The 22,668-nt window shown below is 70.4% G+C and carries 20 protein-coding genes; 16 read left to right on the forward strand and 4 right to left on the reverse strand.

Annotated features, from left to right (window positions below):
* Positions 1–12 precede the first annotated feature (12 nt).
* Entirely contained in the window at positions 13–1,107 is a 1,095-nt protein-coding gene (locus tag WH85_RS26145) for an aminotransferase-like domain-containing protein (protein ID WP_045744645.1), read from the reverse strand.
* 121 nt (positions 1,108–1,228) lie between these two features.
* Between WH85_RS26145 and WH85_RS26150 the strand changes: the two genes are divergently transcribed.
* The 3 genes from WH85_RS26150 to WH85_RS26160 are packed head-to-tail and all read left to right on the forward strand — an operon-like array spanning position 1,229 to position 3,763.
* Positions 1,229–1,960, forward strand: coding sequence for a phosphocholine cytidylyltransferase family protein (locus WH85_RS26150; protein ID WP_045744646.1), 732 nt, complete (start codon positions 1,229–1,231; stop codon positions 1,958–1,960).
* Positions 1,948–3,009 (forward strand): iron-containing alcohol dehydrogenase family protein, encoded by a 1,062-nt coding sequence (locus tag WH85_RS26155; protein ID WP_045744647.1) that lies wholly within the window; start codon positions 1,948–1,950, stop codon positions 3,007–3,009. Before WH85_RS26150 ends, WH85_RS26155 begins: the two co-directional genes overlap by 13 nt.
* A 34-nt stretch (positions 3,010–3,043) precedes the next feature.
* A complete protein-coding gene (locus WH85_RS26160) occupies positions 3,044–3,763 on the forward strand; it encodes a CDP-alcohol phosphatidyltransferase family protein (protein WP_045744648.1) in 720 nt (239 codons plus the stop codon).
* Between the two features lie 1,637 nt (positions 3,764–5,400).
* On the opposite strand, the gene WH85_RS26165 is transcribed toward WH85_RS26160, so the two are convergent.
* Positions 5,401–6,729 carry an arylsulfotransferase family protein gene (locus tag WH85_RS26165; protein WP_245674098.1) on the reverse strand — a complete coding sequence of 443 codons (1,329 nt, stop codon included), beginning with the start codon at positions 6,727–6,729 and terminating at the stop codon, positions 5,401–5,403.
* A gap of 249 nt (positions 6,730–6,978) precedes the next feature.
* Entirely contained in the window at positions 6,979–8,163 is a 1,185-nt protein-coding gene (locus tag WH85_RS26170; RefSeq protein ID WP_045744650.1) for a glycosyltransferase family 4 protein, read from the reverse strand.
* A 24-nt stretch (positions 8,164–8,187) separates the two neighbouring features.
* Here WH85_RS26170 and WH85_RS26175 point away from each other — a divergent pair, with 24 nt between their 5' ends.
* From WH85_RS26175 to WH85_RS26230, 12 genes are all read left to right on the forward strand, one after another.
* Complete coding sequence (locus WH85_RS26175) at positions 8,188–9,054, forward strand: Fpg/Nei family DNA glycosylase (RefSeq protein ID WP_045744706.1); 867 nt, start codon at positions 8,188–8,190, stop codon at positions 9,052–9,054.
* Positions 9,055–9,230: 176 nt separating this feature from the next.
* Positions 9,231–10,820, forward strand: a complete 1,590-nt coding sequence (locus tag WH85_RS26180; RefSeq protein WP_045744651.1) for a sugar transferase — start codon at positions 9,231–9,233, stop codon at positions 10,818–10,820.
* A gap of 266 nt (positions 10,821–11,086) precedes the next feature.
* Positions 11,087–12,232 (forward strand): sensor histidine kinase, encoded by a 1,146-nt coding sequence (locus WH85_RS26185; RefSeq protein ID WP_425394665.1) that lies wholly within the window; start codon positions 11,087–11,089, stop codon positions 12,230–12,232.
* Positions 12,229–12,963 (forward strand): LytR/AlgR family response regulator transcription factor, encoded by a 735-nt coding sequence (locus WH85_RS26190; RefSeq protein WP_045744653.1) that lies wholly within the window; start codon positions 12,229–12,231, stop codon positions 12,961–12,963. Before WH85_RS26185 ends, WH85_RS26190 begins: the two co-directional genes overlap by 4 nt.
* Before the next feature lie 219 nt (positions 12,964–13,182).
* The gene (locus tag WH85_RS26195) at positions 13,183–13,890 is read left to right on the forward strand and encodes a response regulator transcription factor (protein WP_045744654.1); all 708 of its coding nucleotides are present in this window, start codon (positions 13,183–13,185) and stop codon (positions 13,888–13,890) included.
* Positions 13,887–14,915, forward strand: coding sequence for a HAMP domain-containing sensor histidine kinase (locus tag WH85_RS26200; protein ID WP_045744655.1), 1,029 nt, complete (start codon positions 13,887–13,889; stop codon positions 14,913–14,915). The genes WH85_RS26195 and WH85_RS26200 overlap by 4 nt, the downstream gene beginning before the upstream one ends.
* A gap of 71 nt (positions 14,916–14,986) precedes the next feature.
* Positions 14,987–16,528, forward strand: coding sequence for a DUF4153 domain-containing protein (locus WH85_RS26205; RefSeq protein WP_245674099.1), 1,542 nt, complete (start codon positions 14,987–14,989; stop codon positions 16,526–16,528).
* A 31-nt stretch (positions 16,529–16,559) separates the two neighbouring features.
* Positions 16,560–16,946 carry a hypothetical protein gene (locus WH85_RS26210; RefSeq protein WP_045744657.1) on the forward strand — a complete coding sequence of 129 codons (387 nt, stop codon included), beginning with the start codon at positions 16,560–16,562 and terminating at the stop codon, positions 16,944–16,946.
* Positions 16,943–18,568 carry a sodium/solute symporter gene (locus WH85_RS26215; RefSeq protein WP_045744658.1) on the forward strand — a complete coding sequence of 542 codons (1,626 nt, stop codon included), beginning with the start codon at positions 16,943–16,945 and terminating at the stop codon, positions 18,566–18,568. Before WH85_RS26210 ends, WH85_RS26215 begins: the two co-directional genes overlap by 4 nt.
* 61 nt (positions 18,569–18,629) lie before the next feature.
* A complete protein-coding gene (locus WH85_RS26220; protein WP_045744659.1) occupies positions 18,630–19,292 on the forward strand; it encodes a hypothetical protein in 663 nt (220 codons plus the stop codon).
* An 82-nt stretch (positions 19,293–19,374) separates the two neighbouring features.
* Positions 19,375–20,160 carry an ABC transporter ATP-binding protein gene (locus tag WH85_RS26225; protein WP_045744660.1) on the forward strand — a complete coding sequence of 262 codons (786 nt, stop codon included), beginning with the start codon at positions 19,375–19,377 and terminating at the stop codon, positions 20,158–20,160.
* The gene (locus WH85_RS26230) at positions 20,157–21,743 is read left to right on the forward strand and encodes a hypothetical protein (protein WP_045744661.1); all 1,587 of its coding nucleotides are present in this window, start codon (positions 20,157–20,159) and stop codon (positions 21,741–21,743) included. The genes WH85_RS26225 and WH85_RS26230 overlap by 4 nt, the downstream gene beginning before the upstream one ends.
* Here WH85_RS26230 and WH85_RS26235 read toward each other — a convergent pair.
* Positions 21,740–21,922 (reverse strand): hypothetical protein, encoded by a 183-nt coding sequence (locus WH85_RS26235; protein ID WP_245674100.1) that lies wholly within the window; start codon positions 21,920–21,922, stop codon positions 21,740–21,742. The two genes, WH85_RS26230 and WH85_RS26235, sit on opposite strands and share 4 nt — an antisense overlap.
* Before the next feature lie 195 nt (positions 21,923–22,117).
* On the opposite strand from WH85_RS26235, the gene WH85_RS26240 reads away from it, so the two are divergent.
* Positions 22,118–22,660, forward strand: coding sequence for a flavin reductase family protein (locus tag WH85_RS26240; RefSeq protein ID WP_045744663.1), 543 nt, complete (start codon positions 22,118–22,120; stop codon positions 22,658–22,660).
* Positions 22,661–22,668 lie beyond the last annotated feature (8 nt).

The raw sequence follows: 22,668 nt of genomic DNA on the forward strand, positions 1-22,668 counted from the left end.
CGGAAGCGAAACTCAGCCGCGGATCTCCTCGATCGCATCGGCGATCCGGCGCACGCCCTCGTCGATCTGGTCGACGGTGACCGCGGAATACGCCAGGCGCAGCGAGTGGTTGCCGCCCTCGAGCAGGAAGTCACTGCCCTTGACCACCGCGACGCCCTTCTTCATGGCCGCCGGGAACAGCTTGTCCACATCCACGTCCTCGGGCAGGTCGACCCAGAGGAAGTAGCCGCCGTCCGGCTCGGTGAAGGTCGCGCCGGGGATGTGCTTGCGGATCGACTCCGCCAGCACCCGGGCCCGCTCGCCCAGGGCGGCGCTGACCGTCCGGACCGACTTCTCGATGGCGCCGGAGACACAGAACTGGTGGACGATCGCCTCGGAGACCATGCCCGGGGAGATGTAGAGGTTGGTCGCCTTCTTCGCGATCGCGTCGATCAACGCCGCCGGGCCGACCAGGTAACCGACCCGGACACCCGGGCAGACCGTCTTGGTGAAACTGGAGGCGTGCACCACGAGGTTGTCCGAATCCAGCGACAGCATCGAGGGCAGCGCCTCGCCACGGAACCGGATGTCGACATACGGGTCGTCCTCGAAGATGAGGAACTCGTACTGCGCGGCGAGGGCCAGCAGCGCCTGCCGCTTCTCCAGCGACAGCGTCAGGCCGGCCGGGTTCTGGTAATTCGGGATGATGTGCGCGAGCTTCGGCCGCACCCCCGACTCGAGCAGCCCGCGCAGCTCGTCGATGTCGATCCCGTCCTCCTGCAGCGTCACCTGGTGCACCTTGGCGCCGAGGTTCTGCAGGTTGAGCAGCGTGCGGTCGTACGTCGGCTTCTCCACCACGACGTCGTCGCCCGGCTTCACCAGATGCCCGAACAGGAAGGCGTCGGCCTGCAGCGAGCCGTTGGTCACGATGACCTGGTCGGCGGAGGCGCCGTGCTTGTCGGCGATCCACTTGCGCAGCGGGAGATAACCGACGGAGGTGCCGTAAGCGGTCACACCGGCCGGATCGGCGTCGAAAGCGCGCGTAGCCGCGGCCTTCAGGCCCTCCACGTCGACGATGTCCAGCGACGGGGCGCCTCGGGCAAACGAGATCAGCTGCTCAGCGGTCATGCCCACCAGCTTAGAAGCCGGGTCTATACCATTTTATCGGCGACCCTCACGAGTCCTGCAGATGGGACACGTGCCGCTATCCTCGCTGGGCACCCCCACACTCGTTGGAAGGAACCACCCCATGATCGGTCTGGTACTCGCCGCCGGCGCCGGGCGCAGGCTGCGCCCCTACACGGACACGCTGCCGAAGGCGCTCGTCCCCGTCGACGGGGAGACCACGATCATGGACATCTCGTTGCGGAACCTCGCCGCTGCCGGGCTGACCGACGTCACGATCGTGGTCGGATACTGCGCCGGTGCGGTGGAGGAGCGCGTCGAGGCGTTCGAGAAGAAGTACGGCGTGAAGATCTCCCTGGTTCACAACGACAAGGCCGAGGAGTGGAACAACGCGTACTCCCTCTGGCTCGCCCGGGACCACTTCGCGCAGGGCGCGCTGATGGTCAACGGCGACACCGTGCACCCGGTCAGCGTGGAGCACACCCTGCTGGCCGGGCGCGGCCCGAGCATCCTGCTCGCCGTCGACACTGTGAAGAAGCTGGCCGACGAGGAGATGAAGACCGTCTTCAATGAAGATGGCCAGCTGACCAAGATTACGAAGCTGATGGAGCCCTCCGAGGCCTACGGCGAGTACATCGGCGCCAACATCATCGAGGCGTCCGCCGCCGGCAAACTGGCCGACGCGCTCAAGGCCACCTGGGAAGCCAACCCCGACCAGTACTACGAGGACGGCTTCCAGGTGTACGCGGACCGCGGCGGCGAAGTCCGTGCCGCCCCGATCGGCGACCTGCCGTGGGTCGAGGTCGACAACCACGACGACCTGGCGAAGGCCCGGGACATCGCATGCCGCTACTAGCCCGTAGCGTCCAGACCCCGCTGCACATCGAAGTGCGGCGGGGCGCGGTCGCCGACCTCGGCAAGATCCTCGCGGACGGGCGCATCTCGTCCGGCGGCGAGGTCGCCGTGGTGGTCGGGCCGGGTCTGGGTGAGCGGGTCGTCGAACTACTGCGCCCCTCCCTCCAGTCGGCCGAGGTCTTCGTCACCACCGGCGGCAGCCTCGACGCGGCGCTGGAACTCTCCGGCAAGCTGCGCTCCGGCCACTACGACGCGGTCGTCGGCATCGGCGGCGGCAAAACGGTCGACACCGCGAAATACGCCGCCAGCCGCTGGGGCCTGCCGATGGTGACAGTGGCGACCAGCCTCGCCAACGACGGCATCGCCTCCCCCGTGGCCAGCCTGATCAACGACGGCATCAAGGGGTCGTACGGCGTACACATCCCGTTCGGCGTGATCGTCGACCTGGACTTCGTCGAGAACGGTCCGGAACGGGTCAACCGGGCCGGCATCGGCGACGTGATCAGCAACATCAGCGCGCTCGCCGACTGGGAACTGGCCCGTGAGGTCCGCGGCGAACCCGTCGACGGCCTGGCCGCGTCCCTGGCCCGGATGGGCGCCGAAGCGGTCCTCACCATGCCCGGTGACATGTCCGACGACGCGTTCGTCACGGTGCTCGCCGAAGCACTGATCTCCAGCGGCCTGGCGATGGCGGTCTGCGGCAGCAGCCGGCCCTCCAGCGGCGGCTGCCACGAGATCATGCACGCCATCGACTCGCTGTTCCCGCGCACCGCGTCCCACGGCGAACTGGCCGGCCTGGGCGCGCTGTTCTGCACCTTCCTCCGGGAGGACGAGCGTCGGTTCGTCCAGATGGCAGAATGCCTCCAACGGCACCAGCTGCCCCGCACCCCGAGCGACGTCGGCCTCGACGCCGACCAGTTCGTGCAGGCCATCGACTTCGCGCCGCGGACCCGACCGGACCGCTACACGATCCTCGAACACCTGGCCATGACGCCCGAAGAGACCCGGAGGAAGCTGGCCGAATATGACGACGCCGTCGCGGCCCTCTGACCAGGGCAGAAATCCCCCACCACCGACCGCCACCATGCCGCAGCCGTCCGGTGCCGGCGCCCCCACCGCGGCCGACTACTACGCGGTCAACCGGGGCGGCGGCCTGTTCAGCGAGGCGATCAGCCAGCGACTCGGCTCGCACATCGCGGTGTGGGCCCACAAGTACAAGCTGACGCCCACCGTGCTGACCGTACTGAACCTGGGCATCGGCGGCATGATCTCCTTCGTGGTGATCGCCGCCGCCGGACCGGTGGCGGACGACCGCGTCTGGGCCTTCCCGATCGGCCTGCTCGCGCTGATCGGCTGGCAGTTGGCGTACGCGTTCGACTGCGCCGACGGCCAACTGGCCCGCGTGACCGGACAGTCCAGCCCGGCAGGCGGCCGCCTCGACGTACTCTGCGACGTCGCAGTGCAATCCGCCCTCGTGGCGGCGCTGGCCCAGGTCGCGAAAGCACAGGAGGCGGACACCCCGGCGTGGCTGCTGGCCGCGTTCGCCGCCACCTGGATGGTCAACCTGGTGACATCGGTCATGCAGTCCGGCGCCCAGGCGTCGAGCATGGTGAGCAGCACGTCACTGCCCGTCCGAGCCGTCAAGCTGGTGCGCGACTACGGGGCGGTGATCGCGCTGGCCGGCGCGATCCTGACCGTGGCGCCTCAGTGGACGGTCTGGTTCGTCGGCCTGTTCACCCTGATCAACGGCGGCTTCCTCGCGGCGAGTATCGCTTTCACCGGCCGGGCCGCCCTGCGGGGCTGACCGTCCTCCCCACTCGCGCGGCCACCACAGCCGACCGAGCCGCACCACCCGGCACCGACGGGCCGAGTCCTATCCGGACTCGGCCCGTCGCCGTTCCACCTGGTTCCCGTCACCACTCCACCTGGTTCCCGTCACCACTCCACCTGGCTCCCGTCACCGCTCCACCTGGCTCCCGTCACCGCCGTTTTGCCTGCCTCAACCAGAATTCCGGCGCTAAACAATCGGTTCACCAGAACTCCAGTAGTGGGCGACCTGGCCTCGCCAGAACTCCAGTAGTGGGCAACCTGCCCTCGCCAGAACTCCAGTAGTGAGCGACCTGGCCTCACCAGAACTCCAGTAGTGGGCAACCTGCCCTCGCCAGAACTCCAGTAGTGGGCAACCTGCCCTCACCAGAACTCCAGTGGTGGACCCTGGATTGATCAACAGATGAATCCCGCACCCGATCAAGCCACTGGGTGAGGGCACCGCCCCAAGTCGACGGGCCCACGCCCCCAAACCCTTGATCGCGTGCGCCCACCCCCTCGGTTCGCATGATCGGGAGCGGCCACCGACCCAGCCCTTACAAGTGGGACGGCAAACGCACCCGATCACGAGACTGGGCGCAGCCAACACCCCAGAGCCGAGGGCCCACGCACCCGATCACGCCACCGGGTGCGACCACCACCCGAAACGACAGGCCCACGTCCCAAAACCTTGATCGGGTGCACCCACCGTCCAGCCCCGACCGACGGTGCAGCAAACGCACCCGATCAAGCCATCGGGTACAACCACCGCCCCAAGTCGACGGGCCCACGCACCCAAACCCTTGATCGGGTGCGCCCAACGCCCTCGATCCGCACGACCGGGTGCGGCCAACGCCCTCGACCCGCACGAACGGGAGCGGCCAACGCCCTCGACCCGCACGAACGGGAGCACCCAACGCCCTCGACCCGCACGACCGGGAGCGGCCACCGTCCCAGCCCTCAGAGCGGGGCGGTAAGCGCACCCGATCACGTCACCGGGTGCAACGACCGCCCCGAAACGACGGGCCAACGTCCCCAAAACCTTGATCGGGTGCAGCCACCACCCTCCGACAGCATGATCGGGTGCGCCTGCCTTCCTTGCCACCACAACGGGTTCGACCAACGCCATCGCCATCGCCAGTGGGTGCGACCGCCGCCCTCGCCAACACCAACGGGTGCGGCCACCTCGCTGGCCCTGCCAACGGGTACGGGCACCGCCCTCGGGGCCGTTGACGGACGCCGCCGGGTTGGCCGCCGTGACTGACGGCCGCCATGACAAGCGACCCCCGTCGACTGGCGACCGGTATGACAAGCGACCGCCGTTGACCGGCGACCGCGATGACGGGCGACCGCCGTTGACTGGTGACGGCCGGTGACGGGCAACCGCCGTCGACTGGTGACGGCCGGTGACGGGCAACCGCCGTCGACTGGTGACGGCCGATGACGGGCAACCGCCGTCGACTGGTGACGGCCGATGACGGGCAACCGCCGTCGACCGGTGACGGCCGATGACGGGCAACCGCCGTCGACCGGTGACGGCCGATGACGGGCAACCGCCGTCGACCGGTGACGGCCGGGCGGGTGCGGAGGGCTGGGATGGTGGGGACTGTGCTTTGGGCGTACCCGGAAAGAGGATCAGACCCGGACCGGGATCGCCGAAGAGGAACCAAGGACCTGGTTTGAGGCGTTCAGGGCTTCTGCTACGACATATTCGGGCAAACCCGTGATCGTCAACTCGGTCTCGAAGCCGGCATGGTCCGCCTCGACCGCAGCGGTCAGCGAACCCGGCTGGGAACCGGACCGGGCACGCCACCGTGATACGCCCGTGTGACCGTTCCAGCTCATCGTGACGACGACGTTGCCGCCTTCGGCCCGTAGACCCAGGGCGGGCTGATCTCCGGGCGCAGCGGCCCACTCAGCCTTGTACGCCCGGTACGACTGGTTGTCCGCCGGCAGGCTTCCCGCCAGCCGGACAGTGCCGTCGGCGTGATGTTCGGTGAAGTGTGGCCGCTGGCCCCAGCCTACGAACGAACCGCCGTCGGAGAGTTCCCGGAAGTTGCCCTGTGTGGGGGCGGAGACCCGGTCCGGGTGGACGTGTTCGGCGACAAACGTGACCGTTTTTGCCTTCTCGTCGAGGGTGAAGATCAGGCCGCGGGAGTAGGCCCGTTCGACGGTGATTCCGGCGCCGTTGTCGAAGATGCTGTAGGTGCCGTCGGATCGCCGCTGGAAATCGTGCTGCCACGAGAAGGACGAACGTTCGTCCACCTGGAAGTCGCTCTTCTTGCCGCCGAGTCGCCAGAGCACCTCGCCACTGGCCCGGTCCACCTTGTAGAGCCCCCACGTGTGCCGGGCCGAGAAGAGCAGGTTGCCGTCGGCGTCCAGGCTCACCGAGTTGGGGTGCAGGTAATCGTAGGGCAGGTGCGCCGAGTCGCCCTGTGGCAGCGGCGCATACGACTCGTCGACGCCGAGATGATCGCGGGCCCGCCACTGCGACACCAGGGAACCGGTCGCGATGTCGACCTCCTGGAGCACCCCGTCGTGCAGCACCCCGTCGGCCGGCCCGCCGAACGCGGTCAGGTCGAACGCGACCGGGTCGTAGACCCAGAACAGTGCCGTCCCCCGGTCGGTGATCACGAAGTCGTGCTGGTCAGCCTGCTCGGTGCCGGACGCCCGTACCCGGGTGATCTCCCGGTACGACTGGTCGGCGATCACGAACTCGCCCTGTCCGACGCCCTGTCCGCCGGTGCCGCCGATCGTCCCCTCCCACCAGGTCAGCACCGGCCTGCCCTGGTAGGTCTGTGCCTTGAAGTCGATGGCGACGGTCGCCGGGTCGGGCACCTTGCGGAACCAGACCGGCGAACCCGTCTCGTCCACGATCAGCGGGCCGCGCAGTGCGGTCGCCGCGAACGGGGTCAGGAAGATCGAGCCGGGGACCGTGCCGGCGGCGGGCACGGTGATCGTCACGTCGGGGAGCGCGTCGAGATCCGGCCGCGAATGGTATTCAACCGATTCTCCCGATGCATCCGAAGCAGCGGGCGGATCGTCGCCGGCCGACGCGCTGAGACGACCGCCGAAGAAGCCCGCCGTGGCTGCGGCACCGGCCGCCCCCACGACGCCTACCAGCAACGCACGCCGTGAGACGACGGCCGAATTCGAGTCAGGTCCGGGGGCGGCATCATTCACCCGCCCCGTTTTCCCCGACCAGCCTGTGGATTACCTCAGTAAGCCCTGTGAATCGGCCGCCATCTCGGCGTACACCTCGATGAGACGCTTGGTGAGCACGTCCGGATGGAAGTTTCGCAGGTAGCGCTCGCGGGCCGCACGTGCCGCCACCGCCGCGCCGTCCCGGGCCCGGGGCAGCATCTCGGCGAGCGACGCCGGGTCCGGCGCGGCCAGCCAGCCGGACGCCTCCGCGCCCGCGCCCACCATGTACGGGATCCCGCCCACCGAGGTGCCGAGCACCGCGCGCCCCGCCGACATGGCCTCCAGGATCACCGTCGGCAGCACGTCCTCCCAGGTCGGCACGGCGATCACCACGGCCGACGCGCGGCGTGCGGCGGTCATCCCGGCCCGGTCCAGCGGGCCCAGGTAGGTCACGTCCGACCGTTCCGCGGCGACCTGCTCGGCGAGCGGCCGCAGTTCCCCGTCGCCGGCGATCCGCAGCGGCCCGAGTGATCCGTCCGGGTGCCGCCGCCAGGCGTCCAGCAGCAGGCCGAGGCCCTTCTCCGGGGAGAGCCGGGCACCGTAGAGGAAGCCGTCACCGAGTGGTTCCGGGGCGCCCGGGTCGGGCAGGCCGTTCGGCTTGATCACGATGCGCTCACCGGCGATGCCGTAGTCGGTGAGATGGGCGGCGATCTTGTCGGTCAGGGCGATGTACCGGTCCACCGAGTGCCAGGTCGGCCGGTGCAGGGCCAGGGTGGTCGCCATGATCGCGCTCTGGGCCGCGGAGCCGCGGTAGCACCTGTGCTTGATCGCGGGCAGGCCGATCAGTCTGCCGCGGCAGTCCTGGCAGTTGTGGCCGTCGCGGAAGTACAGGCCGGACGAGCAGACCTGGCGGTAGTTGTGCACGGTCTGGATCACCGGGACGCGGTGCTGGTGGGCGGTCCGGATCACCCAGGGCGACAGCAGGGGATACGGATTGTGGAGATGGAGAACATCCGGTTTCTCCCGCTCCAGCAGACTGGACAGCTCCTTCTGCGCCTCGAACCCGAAGATCGGCGAGACCGGCAGCAGCACCTTGCGTGCCGCCGACATCGTCCCGATCGCGTCGGAGCTGCGCTGGAACGGCACCACCGCCACGCCCGCCTCGCGCAGTTGACCGATCTCGGTGTCGACGATGACGTTCTCCCCGGAGGGGATCGCCTCGCGGTACCGGTTGTGCGCTACCACCACCTTCATGGCGCGAAACGCTACCGTGAGGAGGTGCCCGAACTCCCCGAGGTCGAGGCGCTCGCTGCTTACCTGCGGGAGCGCGCGGTCGGCCACACCGTGCAGCGTCTGGAAGTCTCCTCGTTCAGCGCGATGAAGACGTACGATCCCGCCCCCACCGCGGTCGCCGGGATGCCGGTCGCGAGCGCCGGCCGGCACGGCAAGTTCCTCGACATCGGCCTCGGCGAGGACGACGGGCTGCACCTGGTCGTGCATCTGGCCCGCGCGGGCTGGCTGCACTACCGGGACGCCTTCAAGTCGCCGGCCCCGCTCAAACCGGGCAGCGGGCCGATCGCGATCCGGATGCGCCTCGACGACGGTTCCGGGTTCGACCTGACCGAGGCCGGCACCCAGAAATCCCTCGCCGCCTATCTGGTGCGCGATCCGTCCGAGGTGCCCGGCGTGGCCCGGCTCGGCCCGGACGCGCTGGCGGTCTCCCGCGACGCGTTCGCCGCGCTGCTGAAAAGCCGCAACGGCCAGGTCAAAGGGGTGCTCACCGATCAGGAGGTGATCGCCGGGATCGGCAACGCGTACTCCGACGAGATCCTGCATGTGGCGAAGTTGTCCCCGTTCGCCCTCACCGGGAAGCTCACCGGGGAGCAGGTCTCCGCGTTGTACGAGGCGATGCGAGACGTGGAGACGGACGCGGTCGAACGCTCGGTGGGGCAGCGGGCCGCGGAACTGAAGAGTGAGAAACGTGCCGGGATGCGGGTACACGCCCGGACCGGCCTGCCCTGCCCGGTCTGTGGCGACACGGTGCGCGAGGTGTCGTTCGCTGACAAGAGCCTGCAGTACTGTCCGACGTGCCAGACCGGCGGCAAGCCGTTGGCGGATCGTCGCCTGTCCAAGTTGGTGCGCTGATTTGCCACCAGGCGATTACCCACCGTACAAGTCGGGATTGCCGCCGCATCGTCACCTTTTCTCCGGCCGATCCATCGGTATAGTGGCTCGGTCCCTGGTAACCGTTGTGAACCGAACGGGTACCCACGGACCTGCCGAGATCCAAGGGGTCGTGGCGGTGCGTAATCTTTTTCCGGATGCGGGAGGACGTAGGCGAAGTGACGACTAGCCTGCATCGCCCACCGACCGACAGCAGCCGGAGCCAGCCCGTGCGCTACGACAGCTTCGAGTGGCAGGAACAGCAGCCACCGAGCAACGGCGTTCCCCGTTCGGCGTGGACGCGACAGCAGCGGCGACTCTCGCGCTGGCACCGGCCCTACACCGCGGTCCTGATAGTCCTCGATCTGCTCAGCAGCCTGCTGGCCTCGGCGATCGCCGACGTCGTGCTGGAGAAGTCCAAGAGCGGTTTCATGTACCGCTCGTGGGGACCGTTCGACGACATCGAGCTGTTCAACTTCTTCGCCTACGTGGTCCTGCCGATCGGCTGGCTGATAGTGCTGTGGGGCGGCGGCTCCTACGACCGCCGGGTCCTGGGCCTGGGCAGCGAGGAATTCAAACGGGTCGTCCGCTCGTCGGTCACCGTCGTCGCCGGGGTCTCACTGCTCGCGTTCGCCACCAAGACCGACCTGTCGCGTGGCACGGTCGCCGCGGTGTCGCTGAGCGCGGTCATCTTCATCCTGATCAGCCGGGTCGCCGCCCGGCAGGTGCTGCACTTCTCCCGGCGGCGCACTGGCCACGGCGCGCACCGGATGATCCTGGTCGGCACGCTGCCCGAGGCGCTCGAGGTCTACACCGCGGTCACCCGCAGCCCCGCCGCCGGCCTGATCCCGGTCGCGATCCACCTGACCGACGGTTACGCCGCCGCCCGCGGCATCGAGACGCCCGTCCCGGTCTTCGCCGGACGCGACGTGTTGTCGCTGGTCCGCGAGGTCGGCGCGGACACCATCGCGGTCTGCGGCTCGGCCAGCGCCGAGCCGGGTGAGCTGCGCCGTCTGGCCTGGCAGCTCGAGGGCACCGGCGTCGACCTGGTGGTCGCGCCGCAGCTCACCGACATCGCCGGCCCGCGCGTGCACATCCGCCCGATCGAGGGCCTGCCGCTGCTGCACGTCGAGGAGCCCACGCTCTCCGGCCCCGGCTGGCTCACCAAGAACCTGCTGGACCGGGTCGCCGCCGGCCTCGGCCTGATCGCGGTCAGCCCGATCCTGCTGTTCATCGCCATCGGCATCCGCCTCTCCGACCCGGGCCCGGTCTTCTTCCGCCAGCCGCGGGTCGGCCACGAGGGCCGCACCTTCCGGGTGTGGAAGTTCCGGACGATGTATGTCGACGCCGAGGAACGCAAGGCCACGCTCGAGGAACTCAACGAGTCCGACGGCATGCTCTTCAAGATGAAGCACGACCCGCGCATCTTCGCTTTCGGTCAGAAGCTGCGGGCCACGTCCCTCGACGAGCTGCCCCAGCTGATCAACGTGCTCAAGGGCGAGATGTCCCTGGTCGGCCCGCGCCCGCTGCCCGCCGACGACGGCGACTACCTGGGCGACGTCCGCCGCCGCCTGCTGGTCCGCCCCGGCATCACCGGCCTCTGGCAGGTGAGCGGCCGCTCCGACCTGAGCTGGGACGAGGCGGTCCGGCTGGACCTCTACTACGTGGACAACTGGTCGCTCACCTACGACCTGTCCATCCTCTGGCGCACGATCTGGGTGGTCCTGAAGCGCAAGGGCGCTTACTGAAACCCACGATCAAAATCGGAAGACCGATGTCGTAGCGGGGCGGTGGGTACAGACCGTCGCTCCCGCCGAGGGCCCACCGGCCCGAGCTGGCCGCTACGCGTCCAAAGCACTCGACCCGGTGGGCGACCTGCGTGAATGGTCAGTCCCACAACCACCACCCACGGCGGCATCACCGATCCAGCCTGGTGGATTTCGGGCGCAGGGTCCAGGATCGGGACGTGCAGGGACAGGTCGGGAGTCTGGTGGCGGTGATAGCCGTCCTGGCGATGCTGGGCGCCACCGTCGGGGCGGTGTTCCGGCTCCGCGCACGACGGGGGATCGCCACCGCGATGCAGCGGGCCACCTACGACGTGCTGCACACCGCCACGCTGGCCGCCGAACCCCTGAAGACCGGGCTCACCACGGATTCGGCCGGGAAGGCGTCCCGGCATCTCAGGACGCTCGTCGGCGCGGTCGGGCTGGCGATCACCGACGGGGAGCGGTGTCTGGCGTACGACGGCCGGGGCGGCCACCACGCCGACCAGCTCACCGCCGCCGCGAGCCGCGCGGTGAGGAACGGCCGTTCGGTCGTACTCAATGGATCTGATCTGCCGTGTGACCGTGTGGATTGTGTGGTCGGCGGCGCGGTGGTGGCGCCGCTGACCGGTCCCGGAGGTGCGGCCGAGGCCGCGCTGGTGGCGGTCTCCGACGGCCAGCCGGCGCCCGGTCTGGTGCAGGCCACCCTGGAGGCCGCGCGGTGGGCCGGTTCGCAGCTGGCCGTGGCCGAGCTGGAGTCGTCGCGGGAGCGTCTGGCCCGGGCCGAGGTGCGGGCGTTGCGGGCTCAGATCAGTCCGCATTTCATCTACAACGCGCTGACCGCGATCGCCTCGTTCGTGCGGACCGATCCGGTCCGCGCCCGGGAGTTGATCCTGGAGTTCGCCGAGTTCACCCGGTACTCGTTCCGGGCGCACGGCGAGTTCACCACGCTTGCCGAGGAGCTGCGGTCGATCGACCGTTATCTGACCATCGAGCGGGCCCGGTTCGGGGACCGTCTGCAGGTGCGGCTGCAGATCGCGCCCGAGGTGCTGCCGGTCAACCTGCCGTTCCTGTGTCTGCAGCCGCTGGTGGAGAACGCCGTCCGGCACGGGCTGTCGCGGAAGCCGGGCGTCGGTATGGTGAGCATCGAGGCGCGTGATGCGGGCGCCGAGTGCCACATCACGGTCGAGGATGACGGGGTCGGCATGGATCCGGCGGTCTTCGAGCAGCATGCTCCGGAGAGCGAGGACGCGCATCACGTCGGTCTGGTGAATGTGGACGAGCGTCTGCGTTCCGTCTTCGGTGATCACAACGGTCTGGTCGTGGAGACCGCGCCCGGCGCGGGTACGAAGGTGAGCATGCGGGTGCCGAAGTTCCACCCCGGGGTGCGGGCATGAGTCTCGTCGTGCTCGCCGTCGACGACGAGCCGCCCGCGCTGGACGAGCTGGCCTATCTGCTGAACGCGGACGGCCGGGTGGCGCATGTGCACCGGGCCGGTGACGCCACCGAGGCGTTGCGGGTGTTGCGGGACACCGAGGTCGACGCGGTGTTCCTGGACATCCGGATGCCCGGTTTGGACGGCATGGAGCTGGCCCGGGTGTTGCGCCGGTTCGCGCAGCCGCCGGCGATCGTGTTCGTGACCGCCTACGACGTGGGGGCGGTGGACGCCTTCGACCTGGGCGCGACCGATTATGTTCGCAAGCCGGTGCGCGCCGAGCGGCTGGGCGAGTCGTTGCGCCGGGTGGCCGGTCTGCGGTCGGCGCCGGCGGCGGGCCCGTTGGACGAGCCGTCGATCCCGGTGGAGTTGGCCGGTACGACCCGGATGTTGCCGCGGTCGTCGGTGCGCTGGGTGGAGGCGCAGGGCGACTATGCGCGTCTGCACACCGGGGACGCCTCGCATCTGGTGCGGGTGTCGTTGGCGACGTTGGCGGAGCGCTGGGCGAACGGCGGGTTCGTCCGGATCCACCGGTCGTACCTGGTGCAGTTGCGCCTGGTCACCGAGCTGCGGTTGACGGGTTCGGGTTATGTGGTGGCGTTGGACGGGGCGGAGCTGCCGGTGAGCCGACGGCACACCCGGGAGTTGAAGGACCGCCTGATCCGGGCGGTCAAGCACGACTGGACCCGGTAATCCACACGCTTATCCACAGCTGAACAGAGTTTTCCACCGAGTTATCCACAGGCTGGCGCACCTGACGGTGCACAACCTGTGGACAACGATCTCCACAGGTCGTACACATCTCCACCCCCGCCCCTCCTCAGCGGCTGAATAGGCTCTGGCCACCGGCCGGTGAGTCACGGGGGCGCACCGACCGGTTCCGAACAGAGCGGTGATGGGGGTGCGGACGGCGTGGAGACGATCGAGCGGCGGGTTCTCGTGGTCGAGGACGAGCGGGCCATCGCGGACGCCGTGGCCGCCCGGCTGCGCGCCGAGGGGTTCGCGGTGCACGTCGTCGGGGACGGTCCCAGCGCCGTGACCGCGGCCCGCGAGCTCCAGCCGGACGTCATCGTGCTCGACGTGATGCTCCCCGGCTTCGACGGTCTGGAGGTGTGCCGCCGGGTCACCGCCGAGCGACCGGTGCCGATCCTGATGCTGACCGCCCGCGGCGACGAGACGGACCTGCTGGTCGGTCTCGCGGTGGGCGCCGACGACTACATGGCGAAGCCGTTCTCGATGCGGGAGCTGGCGGCCCGGGTGCACGCGCTGCTGCGCCGGGCGGCCAAGCTCGCCCCGGCCGTCCCGGCGCCGCCGTCCGCGGAACCGGACAGCACCCTGCGGTTCGGCGACCTGGAGATCAACCAGGCGGAACGGCGGGTGCTGCGGGCCGGCGTCGAGGCGCACCTCACCCCGACCGAGTTCGACCTGCTGCTGCACCTGGCCCGCCGGCCGCGCACGGTCCTGCCCCGGGAGCGTCTGCTCGCCGACGTGTGGGGCTGGGCCGACGCATCCGGGACCCGGACCGTGGACAGCCACATCAAGGGCCTGCGCCGCAAGCTGGGCGCCGACCTGATCCGTACGGTGCACGGCGTCGGTTATGCCCTGGAGGTGGACCGGTGATCGACCGGCTCGCCCCGATCTTCGCCTGGCTGCCCCGGCCGCTGGACCCGGTCCGCTCGATCAAGGCGAAGTTGTCGCTGGCTCTGGGCCTGGCCGGCGGCGTGGGTCTGCTGGTCTTCCTCTGGAGCATCGACTTCTACGGCGTCGACCTGCTGTGGATCGCCATCGCGGCGGCGCTGGGCCTGGTCACGCTGCAGGTGATGGCGCACGGCGCGACGATCCCGTTGCGGGAGATGACGGTGGCCGCCCGGGCGATGGCCCGCGGTGACTACACGCGGCGGATCCGGGCCAGTTCGCAGGACGAGGTGGGTGAGCTGGCCGCCGCCTTCAATCAGATGGCCGCGGATCTGGCCGCCGCGGACCGGCAGCGGCGCGAGCTGATCGCGAACGTGTCGCACGAGTTGCGGACGCCGATCACCGCGTTGCAGGCGATGCTGGAGAACATCGTCGACGGCGTCGCCACCGCCGAGCCGGAGACCATGGAGACCGCGCTGGCCCAGACGCAGCGCCTGAGTCGTCTAATCACCGATCTGCTGGACCTGTCCCGGCTGGACGCCGGGGTGGTGCCGCTGCGCACCGCTCCGATCGACGTGCCGTCGTTCCTGGCCGCGGTGGTCCGGGAGGCCGCGGTGAACGCCGAGGGCAGCGGATACTCCGTGCACTTCGAGGTCGCCGCGCCGGAGCTGGTGGTGGCGGGCGACCGGGAACGCCTGCATCAGGTGTTCGCGAACCTGCTGGACAACGCGGCCCGGCACAGCCCGCCCGGCGGCACGGTCGCGGTCCGCGCCGAGCGTCACGACGAGCAGGTGCTGATCGTGGTGACGGACGAGGGCGCGGGCATCCCGGCCGAGGAACGGGAACGGGTCTTCGAACGCTTCACCCGCGGTGAGCGGGCGACCGGTGGCGGCACCGGTCTGGGTCTGGCCATCGCCCGCTGGGTGGTGCAGATGCACCGGGGCACGATCGCGGTGGCCGAGCCGGACGGCCGTCCCGGGTGCCACATCCAGGTACGTCTCCCCCTGTAGAGCAGAGCCCGAGAGGCAAGGACGCCATGACTACGGCACCAGAATCTCCTTCAAAGGGACAAATCACCTTAATGCAGGCGCCGCTCAACGGTCCCTGGCCGCTGTCGACGCCCTGGGGGCGCCGCTGGCCCGGACCGGGACTGCCGGCCTCGGCCACCACCGTCGTCGCCCTGCTGGTCGCCACGATCGTCGTCGCGCTGAGCGTCCCGCTGGACCGGCCCGGCATCGGCTGGCTGGTCGCCGTGCTGGCCGCCGTCGTGGCCCTGATCGTGGCCCGGCTCGCGCCGCAGGCTCCCGCGGTGGCGCCGCTGGTCAGCCCGGCGCCCGCGGAACGGCCCTGGGACCGGTACGCCTGGACCACGGCCACCGTCGCGCTGCTCGCCGTCGGCGCCTTCCGGGCAGCCGGCTGGCTGTTCCTGCTCTGCCTGATGACCGCGACGCTGACCACCGTGCTGGCGCTGACATCCGGGCGGTCCCTGCGCTCGATGGTCGCCACCTACCTGCTCATCCCGGCCGCCACGCTGCGCGGTGTGGGCTGGCTGGTCCGGGGCGCCGTACTGGCCCAGCGCCGGGGACGCGACGGCGTCCCGGTCCGGTTCGTCACCACCGCGGTGCTCTCGCTGGTGCTGCTCACCGTCTTCGGCTCACTGTTCGTCTCGGCCGACGCCGCATTCGCCAGGATCTTCGCGGCGGTGATCCCGGATCTGAACCTGCCGGTGGTCAGCCGTTGGATCTTCGTCGGCCTGGTCACGCTGCCGCTGCTGGCCGGAGCCGCCTACCTGCGGGCCGCCCCGCTCGCCCTCGGCGAACTGGACGCCGCCGAGAGCCGCAAGGTCGGCCGCCTGGAATGGGCGGTGCCGCTCGGCCTGCTGGTGCTGCTCTTCGGCGCGTTCGTCACGGTGCAGCTCACGGTGCTGTTCGGCGGCGCCAAGCACGTGGTGGAGACCGACGGCCTCACCTACGCCGAGTACGCCCGCAGCGGCTTCTGGCAGCTCTGCACGGTGACCGCGCTGACCCTGGCGGTGCTGGCCGGCGCGGCCCGGTGGGCGTCGCGGGAGACCCCGGCCGACCGGACGCTGCTGCGGGCGGTGACCGGCGCGCTGGCCGTGCTCACCCTGGTCGTCGTCGCCTCCGCGATGCACCGGATGAACGTCTACACCGACATGTACGGGCTGACCCGGCTCCGCCTGCTGGTCGCCTGCTGCGAGGCGTGGGCCGGCCTGGTCCTGCTGATGGTCCTGGGCGCCGGGGTGCGCCTGCGTGCCCCCTGGCTGCCCCGGGTCGCCATCGCAACCGGTGTGCTGGCGCTGCTCGGACTGGCCGTGGCGAACCCGGACGCCCGGATCGCCGCGAACCACGTGGACCGGTTCCAGCGGACTCAGCAACTGGATCTGCCGTTCCTCGCCGACCTGTCCCCGGACGCCGCCCCGGCCTTCGCGGAGATCTCCGACGGGTACCGCCGCGGGTGTCTGCTCTGGGCGGTCGGCGGGCAGATGGCCGACCCGGACGACTGGCGCGGCTGGAACCTCGGCCGGGCGACCGCCCGCTCGTTGGTGGCCGGCGATCCCCCGACCGACCCGCAGAAATGCGCCGAAGAGATCTACCGGTATTGACATTGCGGCGAGGGCGGCGAGACTGCCGGACATGGCCGTCGATCCGTCCCCGCTCCCGCGAACCCGGGTGGTCCTGGCCGACGCCACCGCCCGCCGCGACCCGGCGGACCGGACCCGGACCGACCTCACCGAGCAGACACCGGTCGGCGAGGCACTGGTCAAGGGCCTGGTCCGGGCACAGCTGGCACTCGCGCTGCGACTGGCGGCGGTGGTCGTCGCCGGCCTCGGAACGCTGCCGCTGCTGTTCGCGGTCGCACCCGCCGTCGGCCGGTTCCGGGTCCTCGGCGTGCCGCTGCCGTGGCTGCTGCTCGGCTTCCTCTCCTTCCCGTTCCTGGTCGGGGTGGGGGCGGCGTACGTGCACTGGGCCGAACGCAACGAGCAGGACTTCACCGCCCTGATCCGCAGGCCGGACCGGTGAACCCGTACCTGTTGCCGGGCCTGGTCGTGGTGGTGCTGCTGACCGTGGCGATCGGCGCGTACGGCCTGCGGTTCGCCCGGACCACATCGGACTTCCTGGTCGCCTCCCGGTCGGTGAGCCCGTCCTGGAACGCGGCCGCGATCAGTGGCGAGTACCTGTCCGCGGCCTCGTTCCTCGGGGTGGCCGGCCTGGTCCTGCGGTACGGCGTCGACGTGCTCTGGTACCCGGTGGGTTTCGCCGCCGGCTATCTGGCGCTGCTGCTGTTCGTGGCCGCCCCGCTGCGCCGGTCCGGGGCGTTCACCCTGCCCGACTTCTGCCAGGTGCGCCTGCGGTCGGTGCCGGCGCGCCGCCTGGCCACCCTGTTCGTGCTGTTCATCGGCTGCCTCTATCTGCTGCCGCAGTTGCAGGGGGCGGGGCTGACGTTCCGCACGCTGACCGGCGGGCACTACGCGTGGGGTGCGCTGCTGGTGGCGGTCGTGGTCACCGGCAACGTGGCGTTCGGCGGGATGCGGGCCATCACCTTCGTGCAGGCGTTTCAGTATTGGCTGAAGTTGACGGCTCTGGCCGTACCCATGATCTTTCTGATTCTGCAGTGGCAGGCGGACGCGCGACCGGCTGTCACCCCGCCCGCCGGCGCGGTCTTTCCGGCCGCGACGACGGTGGTGATCGAGCAGGACGCGGTGCTGGACAGCGGGCGAGCGGTGCACGCCGGTGAGACGCTGAGCTTCGCGGCGGGCGACCCGGTGCCGACGGTGAGTGCGGTGGACGCCGGTTTCGGCGACGGGTGGCTGCTGCCCGGCGGCCAGAAGTCCCTGTTCGCGACGTATTCGCTGATCCTGGCGACGTTCCTGGGCACGATGGGGTTGCCGCACGTGCTGGTCCGTTTCTACACGAATCCGGACGGTTCCTCGGCCCGCCGGACCACCCTGGTCGTGCTGGCCCTGGTCGGTCTCTTCTATCTGCTGCCCACCCTGTACGGCGTGCTCGGGAGGATCTACACCCCGCAGCTGCTGATGACCGGGAACACCGACGCGGTGGTGCTGCTGCTGCCGGAGGCCGCCCTGGGGCACGGGCACCTGGGCCGCCTGCTCGGTGCGCTGGTCACCGCGGGTGCGCTGGCCGCCTTCCTGTCCACCTCGTCCGGACTGCTCACCAGCGTGGCCGGGGTGATCTTCACGGATCTGCTGCGCAGCGGGCGCAACGGTTCGGTCCGCGACTTCCGGCTGGCCACCCTGCTGGCCGCGGTGGTGCCGACCGGCCTGGCGCTGTTCGTGTCCGACATGGACGTGTCGCAGGTGGTGGGCCTGGCGTTCGCGGTGGCCGCGTCGAGTTTCTGCCCGCTGCTGGTGCTCGGCATCTGGTGGCGCGGGTTGACCGACACCGGGGCGATCGCCGGCCTGATCACGGGTGGCGGGGCGGCGGTGGCCGCGGTGCTGCTGACCGTGCTCGGCCCGCCGCTGGACGGCTGGGCCGCCGAGGTGATCGGCCAACCGGCCGCCTGGACCGTGCCGCTGGCCTTCGCCGTGATGATCGGCGGATCGCTGCTGACCGGCCGACGCCGACCGGACGACATCAACGCCACCATGCTGCGGCTGCACGCCCCGGAATCGCTGCGCACTTGATTTAAGGATCTTTAAGGTTGGATTCCCGGCTGCGATCGAACCCTCTCCCGTAAACCCGGGCATGAGACGACGCAGTGCATACAAGCGACCGGGCCGGGGCATCTCCGGGGGCAACCGCAAGATCGCCATCGGCGCGGCGGTGGCCGCTCTGGTCGCCGGTGGGCTCGCCGTCGGAACCGGGCTGAGCAGCGCGTCCACCGCCTGCGACGGCCTGGACCAGTCGCTGCGGGACACGCAGCAGTTCATGGCCGAGCAGCGGGCCAACCCGAACGCGCAGACCGAGGCGATCCTGAAGAACCGTCAGGAGGTCATCGACCTGATCAACCTGCAGCGCCGGCAGGCGGGTTGCACGGGCGACGTGGCCGCGCCGCCCGCCGCTCCGCCCACCGCTCCGCCGGTAGCGGAGACCACGGCACCCGCTCCCGTCGAGGAGACGACCGCGCCGCCTGCGAACAACGGCGGAGGGGACGCAACGGGCGAGGTCGTCTGCAAGGGCTCGACCGTGACCCTCTCCGGCGAGGCCGGCGCGCCGTTCGCCTCCAGCGGCACCTTCCCGCTCGGGACCCGTCTCAAGGTGACGAACCTGGACAACGACAAGAGCATCACGGTCAGCGTCGAGAGCACGTCCGGCAGCTGCATCCTGCTCAACAACGCCGCGTTCGAGGAGGTCCGCGAGCCGGGCAAGTTCCTCATCCGTCGCGCTGTGATCGAGCGGGTGGGCTGATCGGATCCCGCCCGGACCGGCGGAGGGGTGCCGCCGGTCCGGGTGTTCCTGTTCCACCCGGTCAACCGATACGTTCGGATGCATGAGCATTCCCGCACAGCGCACACCCGGCGCGGACACCCCACCGGCGATGGCGCTCCGCGGTCTGGTCAAGCGTTTCGACACCCGCCTGGCGGTCTCCGGGGTGAGCCTGGACGTGCCGGCGGGCTCCTTCTTCGGACTGCTCGGCCCCAACGGCGCCGGCAAGACCACCACCCTCTCGATGGCCGTGGGCCTGTTGCGGCCCGATGCGGGCCAGGCCGTCCTTCTGGGGTACGACGTCTGGCACGCCCCGTCCGAGGCGAAGGCACTCGTCGGGGTCCTGCCGGACGGTGTCCGGATGTTCGACCGTCTCAGCGGGCCGGAGCTGCTGGCCTATCACGGTCTGCTGCGCGGGATGCCGGCCGACGTGGTCGATCAGCGGGCCGGTGACCTGCTCGACGTGCTGGAGCTGGGCGCCGGCAACCGGACCCTGGTGGTCGACTACTCGGCCGGGATGAAGAAGAAGATCGGGCTCGCCTGCGCGCTGCTGCACGCGCCGCGGCTACTGGTGCTCGACGAGCCGTTCGAGGCCGTGGACCCGGTGTCGGCCGCGCTGATCCGCGACATCCTGCAGCGGTACGTCGCCGGCGGTGGCACCGTGGTCTTCTCCAGTCACGTGCTGGAGGTCGTCGAGCGCCTCTGCTCGCACATCGCGATCATGTCGGACGGCGTGCTGCGGATGCACGGCACACTCGGTGAGGTCCGCGGCGACCGCGCTCTGCAGGACGTGTTCGTGCAGGTGGTCGGCGGCCGGGTGGCCACCGGCTCGGAGCTGGCGTGGCTGTGAGCGTCCTGCCGTTCGTCCGGCTCAAACTCCGCATCACCCGCAACGGCCTGCGCGGGCGCCCGGCCCGGATCGCGATGTTCGTGGTCGGCGCGGTCTTCGCCGGTCTCTTCGCGGTCGGCGGCTACCTGATCTTCGCCCTTCCCGGCCTGCTCGAGCACAGCCGCTCGGCCGGGATCCTGCTGCCGCTCGGCGGCGCGCTGCTGATGCTGGCCTGGACCTTCATGCCGCTGCTCTTCTTCGGCGTGGACAGCGCCCTCGACCCGGCGCAGTTCGCCCTGCTGCCGGTGCCGCGGCGCACCCTGCTCGCCGGCCTGTCGGTGGCCGCGCTGATCGGGTTGCCGGCGCTGGCCACCCTGGTGGCGACCGGCGGCATGGTGCACACCGCGGCCAGGCTCGGCGGTCCGGTCGCCGCGGTCGCCGCGCTGCTCGGCATCGTCTCCGGTCTGCTGCTCTGCGTAGCGCTGAGCCGCTCGGTGACCAGCGCCTTCGCCACGGCGCTGCGGTCCCGGCGGTCCCGGGACACCGCGACCATCCTGTTGGCGGTGGTGGCCGCGTCTCTCGGACCGGCCCAGTTGCTGCTGCTCGGCCTGCTGGACCGGGCGGACTGGGACACCGTGACGATGATCGCCCAGGTCGTCGGCTGGACGCCGCTGGGCGCGCCCTGGTCGGTGGGCGTCGACGCCGCATCCGGGCGGCTCTGGGCCGTACCCCTGAAGCTTCTGATCGTGCTGGCCGTCGCCGGTGTTCTCGTCTGGTGGTGGAGCCGGACGATCGAGCAGGCGATGCTGGGCGCCTCGACCGCGGGCGGCCGGCGCGCGACCACGGCTCCGGATACCCGCCGGCCGGTGGAACGTCTGCTGCTGCGGGGTCTGCCGCGCAACCGGTTCGGGGCGTTGACCTCGCGTGAGGCGCGGTACTGGTGGCGGGAGACGCGGCGGCGCGCCACCCTGGTCACGCTCGGCGTGGTCGGTGTCTTCCTGCCGCTGTCCAGTGCCTTCGGCGGTGCACCGGAGGGTGCGGGCGGCCTGGCGGTGGTGGTCGGTGCCATCGCACCGCTCGGTCTTGCCAACCAGTTCGGGTACGAGGGCAGCGCCTACGCCACGAACATGGCCACCGGGGTGCCCGGCCGGCTCGAGGTGTACTCCCGGGCCGCGGCGCACGCTCTGTTCACCGTGCCGATCCTGCTGCTGGTGGCGCTGGTGACCGAGGTGTCGGCCGGCAAGCCCGAGGTGGTGGCGGCGCAGTTCGGCACGTTGCTGGCCACTTACGGCGTGGGGCTGGCGCTGGTGCTGCCGATCTCGGTGTGGGCGGCCTATCCGCAGCCGGACACCTCGGGGCCGTTCGCCCTGTCGTCCGGCGGTGGTGCGGCCAAGGCGCTGCCCAGCCTCGGTGCCATGCTCGGCGCGTCGATCGCCACCGTGCCGCTGCTGATCGCCGGTTTCCTGCTCGGTCCGGCGTGGTTGTGGGTGGGCCTGCCGCTGGGCCTGGCCTACGGCGCCGGGGCGTTCTGGCTCGGCGCGATCCTGGCCGGCCGGATGATCGACCGCCGGATGCCCGAGTTGCTGGCCGCGGTCTCGGCTTAGGGATGCCGGGCGCCGCCTCCGGTCCGGGGGTCCGGTGCCCGGGTGAGGGCCATCGGCCGCAGACCGTCGCGGCGCACGAAGATCCGGCGGCGCTGCAGGGCGTTGCCCGTCGCGCCGAGAACGTAGCCGTCCAGCCAGATCCACCCGTCGTAGGTGATCCGAGGGTCGACCCGAATCACCCGAAATGTCAGCGCCCGATCCCCAGAAAACTGGACGCTTGCCTCATTTCCAACATGCACGACATCGCCCGGCCGCAACGCCACCTGGGGCATCCGCCATCCCCTCTCCGCTGGTCGCCGTCGCCTCCTAAAATAGTTGTTGATCAATTACACGGGATAGCGGCATGCACAATCTGTAATAGGCAGAATGATCGGGTGAACTCGTACGAACCGGGTGGCCGCATCCACTCCACCGATCCGTTCGCCGTTCCGGAGTCGGACAAGTCCGAGATCCGGCGCCTGCGCGGCCGTCTCGCCGCCCCGGTGACCCTCTGGACCACGCCCGGGACGCCCGGTGCGTCCGGCCTCACCGTCTCGTCGATCGTGGTGGCCGACGGCGATCCGGGACGGATCGTCGGCCTGATCGACGAGGAGAGCGACTTCTGGGATGCCGCCGAGCAGTCCGGCCGCTTCGCGGTCACCCCACTCACTCCGGCCGACCGTCAGCTCGCCGACCGGTTCGCCGGGCTGATGCCGTCACCGGGTGGCCTGTTCGCCCTCGGCGAGTGGCGGCAGACCGACTACGGACCGGTCCCCGCACACGCCGGCACCTGGGCCGGATGCCGGCTGGACGGCAGCCGTCCGTGCGGGTGGTCGCTGCTGGTCGAAGGCGTGATCGAGACGGTCACCGCGGCCGGCGGCGAGGCGCCGTTGCTCCACTATCGAGGCCGGTACGCCGATCTGGGGCCCACCGCTTAGCGCAGTCA

The sequence above is a fragment of the Actinoplanes rectilineatus genome, assembly GCF_000962825.1.
GTDB lineage: Bacteria > Actinomycetota > Actinomycetes > Mycobacteriales > Micromonosporaceae > Actinoplanes > Actinoplanes rectilineatus.

Excerpts from the sequence above, each read along its gene's own strand:
- WH85_RS26145 (WP_045744645.1), bottom strand. The coding sequence starts at position 1,107 with ATGACCGCTGAGCAGCTGATCTCGTTTGCCCGAGGCGCCCCGTCGCTG.
- WH85_RS26155 (WP_045744647.1), top strand. The coding sequence starts at position 1,948 with ATGCCGCTACTAGCCCGTAGCGTCCAGACCCCGCTGCACATCGAAGTG.
- WH85_RS26210 (WP_045744657.1), top strand. The coding sequence starts at position 16,560 with ATGGCCGTCGATCCGTCCCCGCTCCCGCGAACCCGGGTGGTCCTGGCC.
- WH85_RS26170 (WP_045744650.1), bottom strand. The coding sequence starts at position 8,163 with ATGAAGGTGGTGGTAGCGCACAACCGGTACCGCGAGGCGATCCCCTCC.
- WH85_RS26205 (WP_245674099.1), top strand. The coding sequence starts at position 14,987 with ATGCAGGCGCCGCTCAACGGTCCCTGGCCGCTGTCGACGCCCTGGGGG.
- WH85_RS26220 (WP_045744659.1), top strand. The coding sequence starts at position 18,630 with ATGAGACGACGCAGTGCATACAAGCGACCGGGCCGGGGCATCTCCGGG.
- WH85_RS26190 (WP_045744653.1), top strand. The coding sequence starts at position 12,229 with ATGAGTCTCGTCGTGCTCGCCGTCGACGACGAGCCGCCCGCGCTGGAC.
- WH85_RS26150 (WP_045744646.1), top strand. The coding sequence starts at position 1,229 with ATGATCGGTCTGGTACTCGCCGCCGGCGCCGGGCGCAGGCTGCGCCCC.
- WH85_RS26225 (WP_045744660.1), top strand. The coding sequence starts at position 19,375 with ATGAGCATTCCCGCACAGCGCACACCCGGCGCGGACACCCCACCGGCG.
- WH85_RS26160 (WP_045744648.1), top strand. The coding sequence starts at position 3,044 with ATGCCGCAGCCGTCCGGTGCCGGCGCCCCCACCGCGGCCGACTACTAC.
- WH85_RS26180 (WP_045744651.1), top strand. The coding sequence starts at position 9,231 with ATGCGGGAGGACGTAGGCGAAGTGACGACTAGCCTGCATCGCCCACCG.
- WH85_RS26185 (WP_425394665.1), top strand. The coding sequence starts at position 11,087 with ATGCTGGGCGCCACCGTCGGGGCGGTGTTCCGGCTCCGCGCACGACGG.